Below are 17,283 nucleotides of genomic sequence, written 5' to 3'. Positions count from 1 at the left end.
CGGATGCGTATCGCGCAGATGGGTGGGCCGCGCGGCGTTTCAAGCGGGCCGGCCGCTCAGGTCAGTACGCGGTGCCGCCACGCGGGCAGGCTCTGGCGCACGTCGGCGATGCGCTGCGGCTCGAGCGTGCCGCTTACGACGCTCGCGCCTTCGTCGCGCACCGCGACGATCTCGCCCCACGGGTCGATCAGCATGCTGTGGCCCCAGGTGCGCCGGCCGTTCTCGTGCTTGCCGCCCTGTGCGGCCGCGAGCACGTAGCACTGATTCTCGACCGCCCGTGCGCGCAGCAGCGTCTCCCAGTGCGCGCGGCCCGTCGTATACGTAAACGCCGACGGCACGACGATCAGCGCGCAATCGCCCATCCTGCGATACAGCTCCGGAAAGCGCAGATCGTAACAGACCGACAGCCCGACCCGGCCGAACGGCGCGTCGAACGTGACGACCGTCTCGCCCGGGCGAATCGTGCGCGCCTCGTCGAACGACTCGTCGCCTTTCTCGAAGTTGAACAGATGGATCTTGTCGTAGCGCGCCGCCTCGTTGCCCGACGGATCGAACACGAGCGTCGTGTTCAGCACGCGCTGCGGTTCCGACGCCTTCAGCGGCAGCGTGCCGCCGATGACCCATACGCGGTGGCGGCGCGCGGCATCGGCGAGGAACTGCTGGATCGGGCCGTCGCCGTACGGCTCGGCGAGCGCCAGCTTGTCGGTGTCGCGCTGACCCATGAAGCAGAAATACTCGGGCAGCAGCACGAGCTGCGCGCCTTCGTCGGCGGCTTCCGCGATCAGGCGGCGCGCTTCGGCGAGATTGCGTCCGACGTCGGGCGTGCTGACCATCTGCAAGGCGGCAACACGGAACGGCGCGGCGGAAGGGGCGGAATCGGTCATCGCGAAATCGGTGGCGTCATAAATGGGGTGCGGCCCGGCGGCGAAGGCGGCTCAGTGGCCGCGCGCCTCGGCCGCATCGCGATTCATCTTACCCTGATCGCCCCGCACCCGCTCGATGTGCGGATGCGCCCACGATCCGGTGATCGCGTAGTCGAGCGCGAACGCGTGCTGCAGCGTCTGCGACAGCGCGAAGTCGGCGGCCAGCACGCCGACGCCGAGCAGCGGATTGATCACCGCCGCCGCGATCGCGGCCGCACCCGCGCCGACCTTCGGCGCGACGTGCGCATGGAGATCCTGCGTCTCGGTGCCGAGATCGACGGCGCCGCGCACCGTCACGTTCGCCGGTGCGGTCGTCATCGCGAAATCGTCGGTGCGCGCGATGCCGTTCGAAACGCGGGCGGTGCCGGTGATCTTGTCGAACGGCAGTCCCTTGCCGATCACGTCGCGGAAATTCAGCGTCAGGAAGCGCGCGAGGCTCTGCAGGCTCAGCACGCCGAGCAGCTTCGCGGCGCCCGGATCGACCTTCAGGATTTGCCCGTGCTCGAGGTCGAGCGCGATCTGGCCGTTCAGCGACGGCAGGTCGACCGCGGTCGGGCCGCCGCGCCAGCCGACCTTGCCGGTCACCGAACCCTGGCCCTTCGCGAGCGTACGCGGCAGGCCGACGCGATCGAGCAGCGCGCCCGCATCGTCGACGTCGAGCCGGAAGTCGAACACCGACCGCCGCGGCGCCTCGCTTTCGTCGACGCCGCGCGCGAGCGCGCGCCGCGACGTGCGCCAGTTGCCCGTCGCGCTCAGTTTCGCGTCCGGGTTCGTCAGCGTGAGGCGGTCGAGCTGCCAGACCGGCGCGCCGTTCTCGTCGACGTTGCGTGCGTTGACGACTAGGCGGCCGATGTCGTGGTTGCGCGCGACGACCTGGTCGACGATCACGTCGACCGACGGCATCGGCCGATCGGTCGGCGTCGGCAGGTTCATCGCGCGGCCGACGAGATCGTGCTGCGCGCTGTCGGGAATCACGAGCTTCGCGAGCCGTGCGTTGAGCACACCCGCGCCGTTGTGGCCGCCGCCCGGCGCCCACGACAGGTAGCCCGACACCTGGTTCGACGCGATGTTGGCCTGCCACAGATCGTCGACGTGCGACGCGCCGACGATCACGTTTTCCCAGTTGCGCTTGAGCAGCGTCAGCGTGCCGAAGTGGAGCGCAAAGCGCTTCGGCGCGAAGCTCGCGACATCGACGCGCGACGCCGCCGGCGGCTGCGTCGCGCGCGGCGTCTCGGCGCGCAGGGTACGCGCCAGCGCGATCCAGGCGTCCGCGTCGAAGGCGTCGACGTCGACCGCCGCGCTGACGCCTTCCTGCGGCATGTCGGGCATGCGGTGGATGCCCATCGCGCCGCGCACGGCACGCAGCGGCGCGCCGCGCGTCGCATCGAGCAGATAGGTCGCCGACACGGGGCCGAGCGTCAGGTCCGCGTGCTCGAGGCGCGTGCCGTCGGTCTGCGGCGCCGGCTGTAGCGTGAAACGGAACGGCATCGTCGTGCCGGCCGGCTTCGCGAACGGCGCGGGGAAGTTCAGCGCGACGCCGGTCAGGTCCGATTGCGCGGCGATGTCCGGTAGGCGCCCCGGTGCGCCGCGCACCGCGATCCGGTACGGCGCGTCGCCGCTCACGTGTTCGAGCAGCGCCGCCGCGGCGCCGCGCAGATTCAGCCCGCGCGCGGCGTCGAGCGCGAGCTTGCCGTCGACGTCGACGGCGTACGGCCCGTGCGACTGGAAGCGGCCGTTCGCGCGCACCGGGCCGCCGAGGAAGCGGCCCGACAGTGCATGCAGCGACGCGCCGGTTTCGGTGAAGCGCACCTGCCCGCGCAGCGCGGACAGCGGCGGCACGCCGTCCGCCGACAGCGTGTTGCCGCCGAACGCGAGCGCGCCTTCGATCCGCGTATGCGGATGCGCGACGTGCTGCGGAATCGTGAGCTTCAGCGCGAGCGACGCCGGCCCCTGCGCGTCGATGCGCGCGCCGACGCGATCGCTCATCGCGCCCAGCGAGCTGTTGTCCGCGTAATCGATCAGGTCGGCGAGCGGTCCTTGCGCGTGGCCTTCGATGACGAGCGGCGAGTCGCTCGGGTGGCCGAGATCGTCGATGCGGCCGGCGACCTTCGTCACCGCGACACGCTTGTAATGCGCGCGGTCGATGTCGAAGCGCAGCTTGTTCTGCGCGAGCTCGAACACGCCGTCGATGCCGTCGAGCGCGGGCCACACGCTCGGCGTGCCGTTCGCGAGCGTGCGCGGCGGGTACGGCGTCGGCTCGAAGCGGCCGCCCGTAAACGGCGCGACGATCCGGAACACGCCGGCTGTCGGCTCATGCTGAAACGGAAACTTGTCGAGCGGGCCGCGCGCGACGATCGACGCGCCCTTCCTCACGCGGCCGTCCTGCAGCGCGTGGCCGAGATAGGCACGCAGGTGATCGGACATCCCCGTCGGCAGATAGCGCGGAATCCGGGCGACCGACGCGCGCGCGAAATCGGCGCGCAGGTCGAGCGAGCCGCGGCCGTGCCCCGGATTCGTGTAGGTGCCTGACACCGCGATCTCGGCGTCGGGGTTCGCGACGAACAGATCGGGCACATTCACGTCGACGCGCGCGTGCTTTTCGCCGGGCGCCGGCGTGATGGTCCAGTTCGCGCGGCCGCGCAGCTTGTCGAACGTGAGCCGCGGCTCGTCGAACTCGCCGGGCACCGTGACGGCCGCGTCGACCGTGTCGAACTCGGCGGTGCCGCCCGTCTCGCTCGCGTCGACGCGGCCCCACAGGTTCTCGACGCCCGGCAGGCCGGCGCGCGGATGGCCGCGCGCCGACAGCCCCGGCGGCGGCTCCTGCGCCGCGAAGCTGATGCCCTGCAGATCGCCGAGGAACCGGTAGCGCACGATCGGCGCGGCGCCCATGCGGCGCTCCTCGTCGGCGAGGTCGGCGCGCGCGGGCTTCGCACGTTCGACTTCGATGTGATAGTTCGACATCATCCCGCGCGGGTCGATCTTGACGAGCTCGTTGCGCAGCCGCGCGGGCAGCGGCAGCCCGCGGATGAATTCGCTGAGGATGCCGAGATCGACGCGATCGCCGACGACGCTGAGCAGCTGGCCCTGATCGGCCGTCGGCACGCGATAGCGCGCCTTCAGCGTCGACAGCGCGAGCGAACGCGCGAGCGGCGTGCCGTCGGGCAGCGGCGGCTGGCCCAGTTCCGCGTTGAAGTGCGTCAGATGCAGCGTGTAGTCGCGGCCCGGATCGAGCGCGAGATCCCAGCGGAAGCCGACCGTCGGCACGTCGAGGCGCGGCTGCGTCGGCCGCACGCGCAGCGCGACGTCGGCGCCCTGCAGGTCGCCGCCTGCCGAGCGCAGCCGGCCGTTGCTGAAGGTCGCCCAGATCGCGTTGTCGATCCGGCCGGCATGGATCGTGAGCGGCATGTCGACATAGCGCGCGAGCGTCTGCAGATCGACGGGGCCCGTCGACAGATAGGCGTTGCCCGTCCAGTTCGAGGGCTTGCCGATCGGCGCGAGCGCCTTGTGCGTGAAGCGCGCGCGGAAATCGAGCGGGCCGAGCAGCAGCGTGCCGTTCGCGGGCGCCTGCAGCGCGGCCTTGTGCAGGCGGCCGTCGTTGAGCACCGCGAGCCGGATGCCGGACAGCGCGAGTTCCGGCGCGTCGTGCTGCGCGTCGCGCCAGCGCAGCGTGCCGCCGCGCAGCACGATCGCTTCCTGCTTCAGCAGCCAGGTGCCGAACGTGTCGTTGCCGCCGTGCGCGGACGCGACGCCGACGCCCGCGATGCTCAGCGAGCCGTCCGCCGCGCGCGCGACGACGAGGTCCGGCTCATCGACGATCAGGCTCGACAGCGCGGGCGACAGCCGCAGCAGCGACATCCACGACAGCGCAGCCGTCGCGTGCGGTACCGACAGCGCGACCTGACCGTCGCGGCCGCGGATCGTCAGACGGGTGACTTCGACGCCCGGCTGCATGCCGGACCAGTGCGGCGACAGCTTGCCGATCGACAGTTGTGCGTGGAGCTTGTCGGACACCGCGCGCTCGATGCGCGGGCGGAATTCGTCGATGCGCGGCAGCAGCACGTAGCGCAGCCCGAGGAACGTGCCGCACGCGACGAAGTACGTGCCGATCGCGACCGCCAGCGTCACCTTGAACACGCGACGCAGCACCGGATGATCGTGCTTCGGAGTGGCCGCTTCGGGCGCTGCTGCGGCGGATTCCTGACGGTCGGACATGCGGCGGACGGGCGGCGATATGGTAGTTTTGCAGACTGACGTTGAAATGTATCACACGGGTTCGTGCCGGCGGCCGCCAGGCGGCGCGGCGCGGGCCTCCCGGCGCGCGGCGTCGCACGGGCGCGGCGCGTCCGCGATGCCGCGCCTTGTCCATTGGGGCCGGCCGGCAGCGCGCATCGAATGCACGCGCGTGCCGGCCGGCCCGACCGCAAGGCCTGCTTCTCGATGACCGACGCTTCCGCCCTGATCAGCACGTCCTATTCCCGTTACCTCGCGCGCGCGGCCGCCGCGCGTCCGGCGCTCGTCGAGCAGATCGCCCGCTGGGCCGACGCGCCGCTTACGCGCGCGCAGCAGGACGAACGGCTCACCGCGCTGCTCGGCGTGCCGCCGGCCGGCGCGGCCGTGCCGACCGACGAACAGCTGAAGCGCGCGCTGCGGCAATTGCGCACCGAGGTGTTCGGCGCGGTGGCCGAGCGCGACCTGCGCGGGCTCGCGAGCGTCGCCGAGGTGACGGGCGCGATGACCGATCTGGCCGAGCTCGCCGTGCAGCGCTCGCTCGCGCTGCTGTCGGCCGAATTCGAGGCGCTGTACGGCGAGCCGCGCGGCGCCGACGGCCAGCGCGTGGTGCTCGGCGTCGTCGGGATGGGCAAGCTCGGCGGCCGCGAACTGAACGTGTCGTCCGACATCGACCTGATCTTCGTCTACGAGGACGACGGCGAGACGGCCGGCGGCACGCGCGCGCCGCTGTCCACGCAGGAATATTTCACGCGGCTCGGCCGGCGCCTGATCGGCGTGCTGTCGGAAGTCACGGCCGACGGCTACGTGTTTCGCGTCGACATGCGGCTGCGCCCGAACGGCGATTCCGGGCCGCTCGTATGCAGCCTCGGGATGCTCGAAGAGTATTTCTACGTGCAGGGGCGCGAGTGGGAGCGCTACGCCTGGATCAAGGGGCGGCTCGTGTCGGAAGGCGACAGCGACGCGGCGCGGCGGCTCGCGTCGCAGCTCGAGTCGATCGTGAAGCCGTTCGTGTACCGGCGCTATCTCGACTTCGGCGTGATCGGCGCGATCCGTTCGCTGCATCAGCAGATTCGCCACGAAGCCGCGCGCCGCGCGTCGATGCGGCCCGACAAGGCCGACGACATCAAGCTCGGCCGCGGCGGCATCCGCGAGATCGAGTTCAGCGCGCAGGTGTTCCAGCTGATCCGCGGCGGCCAGGATGCGGGGTTCCGCGTGCGGCCCACGCTCGCGGTGCTCGCGCACGCGCAGGCGCGCGGCTTGATCGCCGACGACGTGCGTGCGCGCCTGACTGACGCGTACAACTTCCTGCGCACGCTCGAGCACCGGCTGCAGTACCGCAACGACGCGCAGACGCACGCGATGCCGGTCGAACCCGACGAGCGCGCGGCGCTCGCCGCCTCGCTCGGCTTTGCCGACTACGCGGCGCTGATGACGGCGCTCGACGCGCATCGCACGTTTGTCGAGGCGCAGTTCGACCAGATCTTCGCGGACAAGGTGGGCGGCGGCCCGTGCAGTGCCGGCGACGACACGGCGGCCACCTGGATCTGGAGCGGCGCACTCGCCGACGACGGCGAGGACGACGCGCTGACGGCGCGCCTCGAGGGCCTCGGCTTCGCCGATCCGGCTGCGATGCTCGCGCGGCTGCGCGCGGTATGGCAGTCGTCGCGCTATACGGGCCTGCCGGAAAAAAGCCGTCAGCGCTTCGACAGCGTCGCGCAGCGCGCGCTGGAGGCGGCACCGAAAATCGACGCCGCGCGCCGCGACGACACGATCGTGCGCCTGTTCGACCTGCTCGAGACGGTCAGCCGGCGCGGCGTCTACCTGGCGCTGCTGACCGAATATCCGGCCGCGCTCGACCGCGTGCTGTCGGTGCTCGGCGCGACGCGCTGGGGCGGCGGCTATCTGATCCGCCACCCGCAGCTGCTCGACGAATTGCTCGACGACGAAGCGATTGCGAGCCCGTTCGACTGGCCGGCGTTCAAGGACGCACTGCGCGCGCGCCTGGCCGCCGCCGACGGTCCCGAACAGCAGATGGACCTGCTGCGGCATGCGCAGCACGCGGAGGTATTCCGGATCCTGCTGATCGACCTGGCCGGGCAGCTGTCGGTCGAGCACGTCAGCGACCGGCTGTCGGAGCTCGCCGACGCGGTGCTCGACGTCACGATCGAAGTCGTCTGGTCGCAGCTCGCGAAGCGTCACCGCGACGTGCCGAAATTCGCGGTGATCGCGTACGGCAAGCTCGGCGGCAAGGAGCTCGGCTACGCATCCGATCTCGACCTGATCTTCCTGTACGACGATCCGGACGATCGCTCGGCCGACGTGTACACCACGTTCACGCGGCGCCTCATCACCTGGCTGACGACGGCCACCGGCGCCGGCGCGCTGTTCGACATCGACCTGCGGCTGCGGCCGAACGGCGAGGCCGGGCTGCTCGTGACGGACCTCGACGCGTTCCGCCGCTATCAGCTGCGCGAAGGCGATGCGGCGAACACCGCGTGGGTCTGGGAGCACCAGGCGCTGACGCGGGCGCGCTACAGCGCGGGCGACGCGGAGATCGGCGCGGCGTTCGAGGCGATCCGCCGGCAGGTGCTGACGACGCCGCGCGACGCGGACGTCCTCGCGAAGGAAATCGTCGACATGCGCGCCAAGGTGCTCGCCGGGCACCCGAACCAGACCGAGCTGTTCGATCTGAAGCACGACCGCGGCGGCATGGTCGACATCGAGTTCATCGTCCAGTACTGGGTGCTGCTGCACGCGTCGAGCGACCCGGAACTGATCCGCAACACGGGCAATATCGCGTTGCTGCGCGAAGTCGCGCGCTTCGGGCTGATGGGCGAGGACGAGGCCGAGCGCGTCGGCGCGGCGTACCGCACGTACCGGAAGCTGCAGCACAAGCTGCGGCTCGACGGGATGGAGAAGGCGCGCGTCGAGCCGGCGCTCGTCGCCGACGAGCGCGCGGCCGTGATCGCGCTGTGGACGCGCGTGTTCGGTGCGCTTGAAACGGGCGTTTGATGGGCGGCGGCGTGCGCGGGCGGGCGGCGCTTCTATATAAGTAAACGCGTCGGCGGAGCAGGCGGGCGCACGTGCGGTCCGCCCGCCGCCACGGCGCTGCGGCGCCGGCGTGCTTGCCGCGCCGCAGCGTCAGGCCGCGAGCATTTCCTTCGCGTGCTTGCGTGTCGTCGCGGTGATCTCGAGCCCGCCGAGCATCCGCGCGACTTCCTCGATCCGGCTCGCCTTGTCGAGCGCGACGACGGTCGACACGGTGCCGCCGTGCTCGTCGCTGCCTTTCGCGACCTGGAAATGGTGGTCGCCGCGCGCCGCGACCTGCGGCAGGTGCGTCACGCACAGCACCTGCCGGTCACGCCCGAGCTGATGCAGCAGCCGGCCGACGACTTCGGCCACGCCGCCGCCGATACCCGTATCGACCTCGTCGAAGATCAGCGTCGGCGTCGGGCTCGCGGCGCTCGCGATCACCGCGAGCGCGAGGCTGATCCGCGCGAGTTCGCCGCCCGACGCGACTTTCGCGAGCGGGCGCAGCGGCACGCCGGCGTGGCCGGCGACGCGGAATTCGATCTGCTCGAGCCCGTGCGGGCCGCCGTCCGCCAGCGGCACGAGCGCGACTTCGAAGCTGCCGCCTGCCATCGACAGTTCCTGCATGCCGGCCGTCACCGCGGTGCCGAGCGCCTTCGCGGCCTGCGCGCGCGCCTTCGACAGGCGCTTCGCGTCGGCCAGATACGCGTCCCATGCCTTCGCCTGCGCGGCTTCGAGCGCGCCGAGATCGGCCGCCGCGTCGAGCGCGGCAAGCTGCGCGCGGCGCGCCGCGTGTTCCTCGTGCAGCGTGTCGGGCGGCAGCCGGAACTTGCGGGCGGTGGAATGCAGCGCGTCGAGGCGCATTTCGACCTGCGCGAGGCGGTCGGGATCGAGATCCAGACGCTGCGCGTAGTGCGACAGCGAATAGACCGCTTCCTGCAGCTGGATTTCGGCCGGCTCGAGCGACGCGAGCGCGTCGCCGAGCGCGGCGTCGTAATCGGCGAGGCTGCGCAGCTTCGACACGATCGCGCCGAGCTGCGTGAGCATCGCGTCGTCCGATTCGGACAGCGCATCGAGCGCGCCACGCACGCCCTCGATCAGATTCGCCGAATGCGACAGGCGCTTGTGCTCGGCGCTCACTTCTTCCCATTCGCCCGGCTGCGGCGCGAGCTTGTCGAGCTCCGCGAGCTGCCATGCGAGCTTTTCGCGTTCCAGTTGCAGCTCGCGTTCGTGCGCCTTCGCCGCGTCGATCGCCTGCGTCGCATCGCGCCAGACGCGCCACGCGCGCGCGACGTTCGCGGCCTCGGCGACGAGCCCCGCGTGCGTGTCGAACAACTCGCGCTGCGCGTCGGGACGCATCAGCAACTGGTGCGCGTGCTGGCCGTGAATGTCGACGAGCATCTCGCCGAGTTCGCGCAGTTGTGCGAGCGTCGCGCTGGTGCCGTTGATGAATGCGCGCGAGCGGCCGTTCGCGTCGATCACGCGGCGCAGCATCACGGTGTCTTCGGCGTCGAAAGCGTGTTCGTCGAGCCAGCGCGCGACACGGTCGTGCGGCGTGAATTCGGCGGTGATGTCGGCACGGCTGCAGCCGGTGCGCACGACGCTCGCGTCGGCGCGCTCGCCGAGCGCGAGCGCGAGCGCGTCGATCAGGATCGATTTTCCGGCGCCGGTTTCGCCGGAAAAGACGGTAAAGCCGGCGTCGAATTCGAGATCGAGCGCGGCGACGATGACGAAGTCGCGTATCGAGAGGTGGCGGAGCATGGTGTCGGGCGGCGGCGCGTCAGGACGCCTTGTCGTCTTCGTTCGAGGCGTGCTCGTTCCAGTGCAGCTTCTTGCGCAGCGTTGCGTAGTAGCTGTAGCCGATCGGATGCAGGAACGGCACCGTGTGCTTCGAGCGGCGCACCTCGATCGTATCGTTCAGTTCGAGCGCGGTGAACGACTGCATGTCGAAGTTCACGTTGACGTCGCGCCCGCCGACGATCTGGATCGCGATCTTCGAATCGTCCGGCAGCACGATCGGCCGGTTCGACAGCGCGTGCGGCGCGATCGGCACGAGCACGATGCCTTGCAGCTGCGGATGGAGGATCGGGCCCGCCGACGACAGCGCGTATGCGGTCGAGCCGGTCGGCGTCGCGACGATCAGGCCGTCGGAGCGCTGGTTGTACATGTACCGGCCGTCGACCGACGCGCGCAGCTCGACCATCCCGGAGAAGCCGCTGCGGTTCACGACGACGTCGTTGAATGCGAGCGCGTGGTAGATCGGTTCGCCGTCGCGGACGATTCGCGCCTCGAGCAGCGAGCGCTCCTCGCGCTCGAACTTGCCCGACAGCATCACGGGGACGAGCGCCTGCATGTCGGCCGCGGCGATGTCGGTGATGAAGCCGAGCCGGCCGTGGTTGATGCCGATCAGCGGCGTCCGGTACGGCGCGAGCTGCCGGCCGATGCCGAGCATCGTGCCGTCGCCGCCGAGCACGACCGCGACGTCGGCGCGCGCGCCGATCTCGGCCGGCGTCAGCGCCGGATAGCCCGAGATGCCGATCTCGCGCGCGGTGTCGCCTTCGAACACGACCTCGAACCCGCGCTTCGCGATGCAGGCGGCGAGCGTGGCGAGCGGCTCGGCGATGCCCGGCGTGTTGCTGCGGCCGACGAGCGCGACGGTGTTGAACAGATTACCGGTTTTCATGCCGGCATTACACCATAGCTCGATGCCGAAAAGAACCGTCGTGCCGCCGCGGGGCCGGATCGGACGCCGCCGCGCAACAGCGCTTGCGGCCACTCGCCGCGCTCGCGCGGTTGCGCTAAAATTTTCCACCATGCTAGATCCTCGCGCACGAACCCTCCTGAAAACCCTGATCGAACGGTATATCGCCGACGGTCAGCCGGTCGGATCGCGCACGTTGTCCCGGTACTCGGGGCTCGAGCTGAGCCCCGCGACGATCCGCAACGTGATGTCCGATCTGGAGGAGCTCGGCCTCGTGTCGAGCCCGCACACGTCGGCCGGCCGCGTGCCGACGCCGCGCGGCTACCGGCTGTTCGTCGACACGATGCTGACCGTCGAAACGCCGATCGACGCCGCGGCTGTCGCGCGGCAGGTGCAGAGCACGCTGCAGGCCGGCGAGCCGCAGCAGAAGGTGGTCGCCGCCGCGGCCAGCGTGCTGTCGAACCTGTCGCAGTTCGCCGGCGTCGTGCTGACGCCGCGCCGCAGCCACGTGTTCAAGCAGATCGAGTTCATGCGGCTGTCGGAAAAGCGCATCCTGCTGATCATCGTGACGCCGGAAGGCGACGTGCAGAACCGCATGCTGGCGACGCCGCGCGACTATTCGCCGTCGCAGCTGACCGAAGCGTCGAACTACATCAACGCGCATTTCGCGGGCCTGTCGTTCGACGAGGTGCGCCGGCGCCTGCGCGACGAAATCGACCAGCTGCGCGGCGACATGACCGCGCTGATGCACGCGGCCGTGACGGCGAGCACCGAGGTGCCCGACACCGAGGACACGGTGCTGATTTCCGGCGAGCGCAACCTGCTCGAGGTGGCGGACCTGTCGTCCGACATGGCGCGGCTGCGCAAGCTGTTCGACGTATTCGACCAAAAGACGGGCCTCCTGCAACTGCTCGACGTGTCGAGCCACGCCCAGGGCGTGCAGATCTTCATCGGCGGCGAATCGACGCTCGTGCCGATCGAGGAGATGAGCGTCGTCACCGCGCCTTACGAGGTGAACGGCAAGATCGTCGGCACGCTCGGCGTGATCGGGCCGACGCGGATGGCGTACAACCGCGTGATCCCGATCGTCGACATCACCGCGCGCCTGCTGTCGCTGACGCTGAGCCAGCAATAGCCGGCGCGAGCGCGTTCCGCCATCATCGGCGCGCGGGCGCCGCGCCGCCAGTCGGCCGGACGGCTAGTGGGCGGCGGATCGATCGTCGCGGCCGGCCTGCGCCCCGGCTGATCTGCGCGCCGGGCCGGTCTCCCGCGGTTCGACCGCGCGGCCCGACCTCCGAGGCCCGACATCCGCACCCCGCTATAATTAAAAGCCATCCGGTTTCGTGCCTCGAGCACGTTCTTGCCCATGCGTTTCGACCTTGAGCCGCCTTCGAGCGTCGCGGCTGCCCACCGCGTCGGCGTGCTGCTGATCAATCTCGGCACGCCCGACGCGCCGACGCCGCGTGCGGTGCGGCGCTACCTCGCCGAATTCCTGTCCGATCCGCGTGTCGTCGAAATCCCTCAGCCCGTCTGGCAGGTGCTGCTGCGCACGCTGATCCTGCCGCTGCGCGGCCGGGCATCCGCGAAGAAGTACGCGGCGGTGTGGATGCCCGAGGGCTCGCCGCTGCGCGTGTACACCGAGCGTCAGACCGAGGGCGTGCGGCACCTGCTCGCGTCGAACGACTATCACGTGCTGGTCGACTACGCGATGCGCTACGGCAGCCCCGGCATCGCACAGGCGCTCGCGCAGTTCAAGCGCGCAGGCGTCGAGCGCGTGCTGCTGATGCCGATGTATCCGCAGTATTCGGCATCGACGACGGCCACCGCGTTCGACGCCGCCTTCGCGGCGCTCGCGCGCATGCGCAACCAGCCGGAAGTGCGCACGGTGCGCCACTATGCCGACCACCCGGCCTACATCCACGCGCTCGCCGAGCAGGTGCGCCACTACTGGGCGCAGCACGGCCGGCCCGATTTCGCGGCCGGCGACAAGCTCGTGCTGAGCTTTCACGGCGTGCCGAAGCGCACGCTCGATCTCGGCGATCCGTATCACGACCAGTGCCAGCAGACGGGCGCGCTGCTGATGGCTGCGCTCGGGCTCTCGACGATCGAATGCCGCGTGACGTTCCAGTCGCGCTTCGGCAAGGCCGAATGGCTGCAGCCGTACACGGCGCCGACGCTGCGCGAGCTCGGCGAGGCCGGCGTGCGGCGCGCCGACGTGTTTTGTCCGGGCTTCACGGCCGACTGCCTCGAGACGATCGAGGAGATCGGCATGGAAGTGCGCGACGAGTTCATCGCGGGCGGCGGCCAGTCGTTCCACCGGATTCCGTGCCTGAACGGCGCGCCGGCGTGGATCGGCGCGCTCGGCGAGATCGTCGCGGAGAATCTGCAGGGCTGGCCCGTGCGGACCGCCCAACCCGAAACGGTGAACGGATGAACTACAGGATTTCGACGGAGCCCGGCGCGAAGCTGCGCATCGACAAATGGCTGTGGGCCGCGCGGTTCTTCAAGACGCGTTCGCTCGCGAGCGATGCGGTCGACAAGGGGCGCGTGAAGATCGGCGGCGCGGCCGTCAAGCCGGCGAAGGAAGTGCGTGTCGGCGACGAGGTCGAGATTGCGATCGATGGCATCGTCTGGCACATTGCCGTGCTGGGCGTCTGCGACGTGCGCGGGCCGGCCAGCGTCGCGCAGACGCTCTATGCGGAAACGGAAGCAGGGCGCGCCGAGCGGCTCGCCGAACTGGAGCGGCGGCGTACGTATCGCGAGCCGGCGGCCGCGCTGCATGGCCGGCCGACGAAGCGCGACCGCCGTATCATCGACAAACTGTCCGGTGGACGCTGAACAGCTGATCGAACGTCGCGCGTACGCTGCCGTATTCGGTCGTGCGGTCGGTCACGGCGCCCGACAGACAGATGGTGGTGGTGCCGGCGATGAGTACCAGCGCGACCACCGATATCGCAAAGGTCAGTTTCACGGTACTCCCCTCGAAAAGACGGGTGAAAATGGCGCCAGGCGGAGATCGGGCGGCGGGAGCTAGGGTAAACGCGCTTTTCCCGACGCCTGAAACGAGTGTAGTGCAGCGCACAGTGCCGGGCTAGTACTTCCCCGGTAAGCGTTGTTACCGGCCGTTTCGCGCGATTCGGCGGCCGATGCGCGCAATGCGGGGCAAACCGCTTCGTTGTTTCGCCGCACGCGCGAATTCCGGCGAATCTCCCTCTTGAAACCGCGGTTTTTGCCCTTATCTGCACCAGCAATGTGCGGCACCTTCGGTCATACGGCCGGCGGTTGCCGATTTGGCTTCAACCTCTAATCGACTTTCAGCGACATGGAAAACACGCAAGAGAACCCGGCATCCCAATCGGCCGAAGAAAACGGCAGCGAGACGCAGGCGGCACAAGACGCGGCTCCCGCCGCGGAAGCAGCCGACGCGGCGCTCGCCGAGGCTCAAGCCAAGGTCGCCGAGCTGCAGGAAAGCTACCTGCGGGCGAAGGCCGAGACCGAGAACGTTCGCCGTCGCGCGCAGGAAGACGTCGCGAAGGCCCATAAATTCGCGATCGAAAGCTTCGCCGAGCACCTGCTGCCGGTGCTCGACAGCCTCGAAGCCGCCGTCGGCGACACGTCGGGCGACATCGCCAAGGTGCGCGAAGGCGTCGAGCTCACGCTGCGCCAGCTGACGAGCGCGCTCGAGAAGGGCCGCGTCGTCGCGATCAATCCGGTCGGCGAGAAGTTCGATCCGCACCGCCATCAGGCGATCTCGATGGTGCCGGCCGATCAGGAGCCGAACACCGTCGTCACGGTGCTGCAAAAGGGCTACACGATCGCCGACCGCGTGCTGCGTCCGGCGCTCGTGACGGTCGCGCAGCCGAAGTAAGGACGTCGCCATGCTACCCGCCGGCGTCGATCCGGCCGCGTTCGACGCGTTCGGCATGCAGCCGCTGTCCGCCGACACGTTCGACGCCGGCATCGCCGGCGCCGGCGACGCGCTCGCGGTCGTGTTCTTCTGGGGCGTCGACTGCTTCAACTGCGAGATCGCGAAGAAGGCGATGCTCGCGCAGCCCGACGCGATCCGCGCGCTGGGCCTGAAGTGGTTCCACTGCAACGTGTACGAACATCGCGAGCTGGGGCGCCGCTTCGGGTTGCACGGCGTGCCGACCTGGTTCTTCTTCCATCGCGGCAAGCGGCTGGGCCGCGCGACCGGCTGGCACGGGCTCGCGCAGTTCCAGGCGGCGGTCGCCGCCGCGCGCGCGAAGATCGCCGCGTCGGCGCCCGCGGAGGACGATCCTGCTTCGCGCGGCGATTGAAAAAATTTAATATCCGCATCGGTCGTCAGGTCTTGAAAACGGATCCGCCGGACGCATTTCGGGAACAGAGTTGAATTCGGCGCGCGAAACCGGCCCAAAACGGCCGGTTTCGCGCAGCAAACAAGCATTTCTGGAGATTAGGAAAAAATGGGAAAGATCATCGGTATTGACCTCGGCACCACGAACTCGTGCGTCGCGGTGATGGAAGGCAACCAGGTCAAGGTCATCGAGAACTCTGAAGGTGCGCGCACCACGCCGTCGATCATCGCGTACATGGACGACAACGAAGTGCTCGTCGGTGCGCCGGCCAAGCGTCAGTCCGTGACGAACCCGAAGAACACGCTGTTCGCGGTGAAGCGCCTGATCGGCCGCCGCTTCGAAGAGAAGGAAGTGCAGAAGGACATCGGCCTGATGCCGTACTCGATCATCAAGGCCGACAACGGCGACGCATGGGTCGAGGCGCACGGGCAGAAGCTCGCGCCGCCGCAGGTGTCGGCCGAAGTGCTGCGCAAGATGAAGAAGACGGCCGAAGACTACCTCGGCGAGCCGGTCACGGAAGCCGTGATCACGGTGCCGGCGTACTTCAACGACAGCCAGCGTCAGGCCACCAAGGACGCCGGCCGCATCGCGGGCCTCGAAGTCAAGCGGATCATCAACGAGCCGACCGCGGCCGCGCTCGCGTTCGGACTCGACAAGGCCGAGAAGGGCGACCGCAAGATCGCCGTGTATGACCTCGGCGGCGGTACCTTCGACGTGTCGATCATCGAGATCGCGGACGTCGACGGCGAGAAGCAGTTCGAAGTGCTGTCGACCAACGGCGACACGTTCCTCGGCGGCGAGGACTTCGACCAGCGCATCATCGATTACATCATCGGCGAGTTCAAGAAGGAGCAGGGCGTCGACCTGTCGAAGGACGTGCTCGCGCTGCAGCGCCTGAAGGAAGCGGCCGAAAAGGCGAAGATCGAGCTGTCGTCGAGCCAGCAGACCGAAATCAACCTGCCGTACATCACGGCCGACGCATCGGGTCCGAAGCACCTGAACCTCAAGATCACGCGCGCGAAGCTCGAAGCGCTGGTCGAGGATCTGGTCGAGCGCACGATCGAACCGTGCCGCATCGCGATCAAGGACGCCGGCGTCAAGGTGTCGGACATCGACGACGTGATCCTCGTCGGCGGGCAGACGCGCATGCCGAAGGTGCAGGAGAAGGTGAAGGAATTCTTCGGCAAGGAACCGCGCCGTGACGTGAACCCGGACGAAGCCGTCGCCGTCGGCGCGGCGATCCAGGGCCAGGTGCTGTCCGGCGACCGCAAGGACGTGCTGCTGCTCGACGTGACCCCGCTGTCGCTCGGCATCGAAACGCTCGGCGGCGTGATGACGAAGATGATCAGCAAGAACACGACGATCCCGACGAAGCACTCGCAGGTGTATTCGACGGCGGACGACAACCAGTCGGCCGTGACGATCAAGGTGTATCAGGGCGAACGCGAAATGGCGGCCGGCAACAAGCTGCTCGGCGAGTTCAACCTCGAAGGCATCCCGCCCGCACCGCGCGGCGTGCCGCAGATCGAAGTGACCTTCGACATCGACGCGAACGGCATCCTGCACGTCGGCGCGAAGGACAAGGCGACCGGCAAGGAAAACAAGATCACGATCAAGGCCAACTCGGGTCTGTCCGAGGCGGAAATCGATCAGATGATCAAGGACGCGGAAGCGAACGCGGCGGAAGATCACAAGCTGCGTGAGCTGGCCGATTCGCGCAACCAGGGCGACGCGCTCGTCCACAGCACGAAGAAGGCGCTCTCCGAGTACGGCGACAAGCTGGACGCCGGCGAGAAGGAGAAGATCGAGGCGGCGCTGAAGTCGCTCGAGGACGTGCTGAAGGACACGTCGGCCGACAAGGCCGCGATCGACGCGAAGGTCGAGGAGCTTGGCAAGGCATCGCAGAAGCTCGGCGAGAAGATGTACGCCGACATGCAGGCCCAGGCGGGTGCGGCCGGCGCGGCCGGTGCAGCGGAGGGCGCGGCGCAGGGCGGCGCGCAACAGGCTGCGGACGACGTCGTCGACGCCGAGTTCAAGGAAGTGAAGAAGGACTGAGGCCGGG

At 69.3% G+C, this 17,283-nt stretch carries 12 protein-coding genes; 7 read left to right on the top strand and 5 right to left on the bottom strand.

Annotation, left to right across the window (positions count from 1 at the left end):
* Positions 1–56: 56 nt before the first annotated feature.
* Positions 57–884, bottom strand: coding sequence for a carbon-nitrogen hydrolase family protein (locus tag BCR55_RS04285; RefSeq protein ID WP_065494229.1), 828 nt, complete (start codon positions 882–884; stop codon positions 57–59).
* Between the two features lie 51 nt (positions 885–935).
* On the bottom strand, positions 936–5,135 hold the full coding sequence (locus BCR55_RS04280; protein ID WP_065494228.1) for a YhdP family protein: 4,200 nt from the start codon (positions 5,133–5,135) through the stop codon (positions 936–938).
* A 225-nt stretch (positions 5,136–5,360) separates the two neighbouring features.
* Here BCR55_RS04280 and glnE point away from each other — a divergent pair, with 225 nt between their 5' ends.
* Positions 5,361–8,165, top strand: coding sequence for a bifunctional [glutamate--ammonia ligase]-adenylyl-L-tyrosine phosphorylase/[glutamate--ammonia-ligase] adenylyltransferase (gene glnE, locus BCR55_RS04275; protein ID WP_035945975.1), 2,805 nt, complete (start codon positions 5,361–5,363; stop codon positions 8,163–8,165).
* 129 nt (positions 8,166–8,294) lie between these two features.
* On the opposite strand, the gene recN is transcribed toward glnE, so the two are convergent.
* Both recN and BCR55_RS04265 read right to left on the bottom strand, forming a co-directional pair.
* Entirely contained in the window at positions 8,295–9,944 is a 1,650-nt protein-coding gene (recN, locus tag BCR55_RS04270) for a DNA repair protein RecN (RefSeq protein WP_012214079.1), read from the bottom strand.
* A gap of 19 nt (positions 9,945–9,963) precedes the next feature.
* A complete protein-coding gene (locus BCR55_RS04265) occupies positions 9,964–10,866 on the bottom strand; it encodes an NAD kinase (RefSeq protein WP_006409161.1) in 903 nt (300 codons plus the stop codon).
* Between the two features lie 130 nt (positions 10,867–10,996).
* On the opposite strand from BCR55_RS04265, the gene hrcA reads away from it, so the two are divergent.
* From hrcA to BCR55_RS04250, 3 genes are all read left to right on the top strand, one after another.
* Positions 10,997–12,019 carry a heat-inducible transcriptional repressor HrcA gene (gene hrcA / locus BCR55_RS04260; RefSeq protein ID WP_006416966.1) on the top strand — a complete coding sequence of 341 codons (1,023 nt, stop codon included), beginning with the start codon at positions 10,997–10,999 and terminating at the stop codon, positions 12,017–12,019.
* Positions 12,020–12,250: 231 nt separating this feature from the next.
* The gene (gene hemH / locus BCR55_RS04255; RefSeq protein WP_006401608.1) at positions 12,251–13,318 is read left to right on the top strand and encodes a ferrochelatase; all 1,068 of its coding nucleotides are present in this window, start codon (positions 12,251–12,253) and stop codon (positions 13,316–13,318) included.
* On the top strand, positions 13,315–13,722 hold the full coding sequence (locus BCR55_RS04250; RefSeq protein WP_006401607.1) for an RNA-binding S4 domain-containing protein: 408 nt from the start codon (positions 13,315–13,317) through the stop codon (positions 13,720–13,722). The genes hemH and BCR55_RS04250 overlap by 4 nt, the downstream gene beginning before the upstream one ends.
* Here the strand turns inward: BCR55_RS04250 and BCR55_RS32965 are convergent.
* Positions 13,694–13,855, bottom strand: a complete 162-nt coding sequence (locus tag BCR55_RS32965; protein WP_006401606.1) for a hypothetical protein — start codon at positions 13,853–13,855, stop codon at positions 13,694–13,696. The genes BCR55_RS04250 and BCR55_RS32965 overlap by 29 nt on opposite strands.
* 351 nt (positions 13,856–14,206) lie before the next feature.
* Here BCR55_RS32965 and grpE point away from each other — a divergent pair, with 351 nt between their 5' ends.
* The 3 genes from grpE to dnaK all read left to right on the top strand — a co-directional run bounded on the left by grpE (position 14,207) and on the right by dnaK (position 17,276).
* Positions 14,207–14,752: a nucleotide exchange factor GrpE gene (gene grpE / locus BCR55_RS04245; RefSeq protein WP_006401604.1), complete on the top strand. Its 546-nt coding sequence runs from the start codon at positions 14,207–14,209 to the stop codon at positions 14,750–14,752.
* Between the two features lie 10 nt (positions 14,753–14,762).
* A complete protein-coding gene (locus BCR55_RS04240; protein ID WP_006417104.1) occupies positions 14,763–15,182 on the top strand; it encodes a thioredoxin family protein in 420 nt (139 codons plus the stop codon).
* 147 nt (positions 15,183–15,329) lie between these two features.
* Positions 15,330–17,276: a molecular chaperone DnaK gene (gene dnaK / locus BCR55_RS04235; protein WP_006401601.1), complete on the top strand. Its 1,947-nt coding sequence runs from the start codon at positions 15,330–15,332 to the stop codon at positions 17,274–17,276.
* The last annotated feature ends 7 nt before the right edge of the window (positions 17,277–17,283 follow it).

It is taken from the genome of Burkholderia sp. CCA53 (genome assembly GCF_001685525.1).
Classification (GTDB): Bacteria; Pseudomonadota; Gammaproteobacteria; order Burkholderiales; family Burkholderiaceae; genus Burkholderia; species Burkholderia multivorans.
The sequence above is the reverse complement of the archived record's forward strand: the minus strand, read 5'-3'. Positions and strand labels throughout refer to the sequence as shown.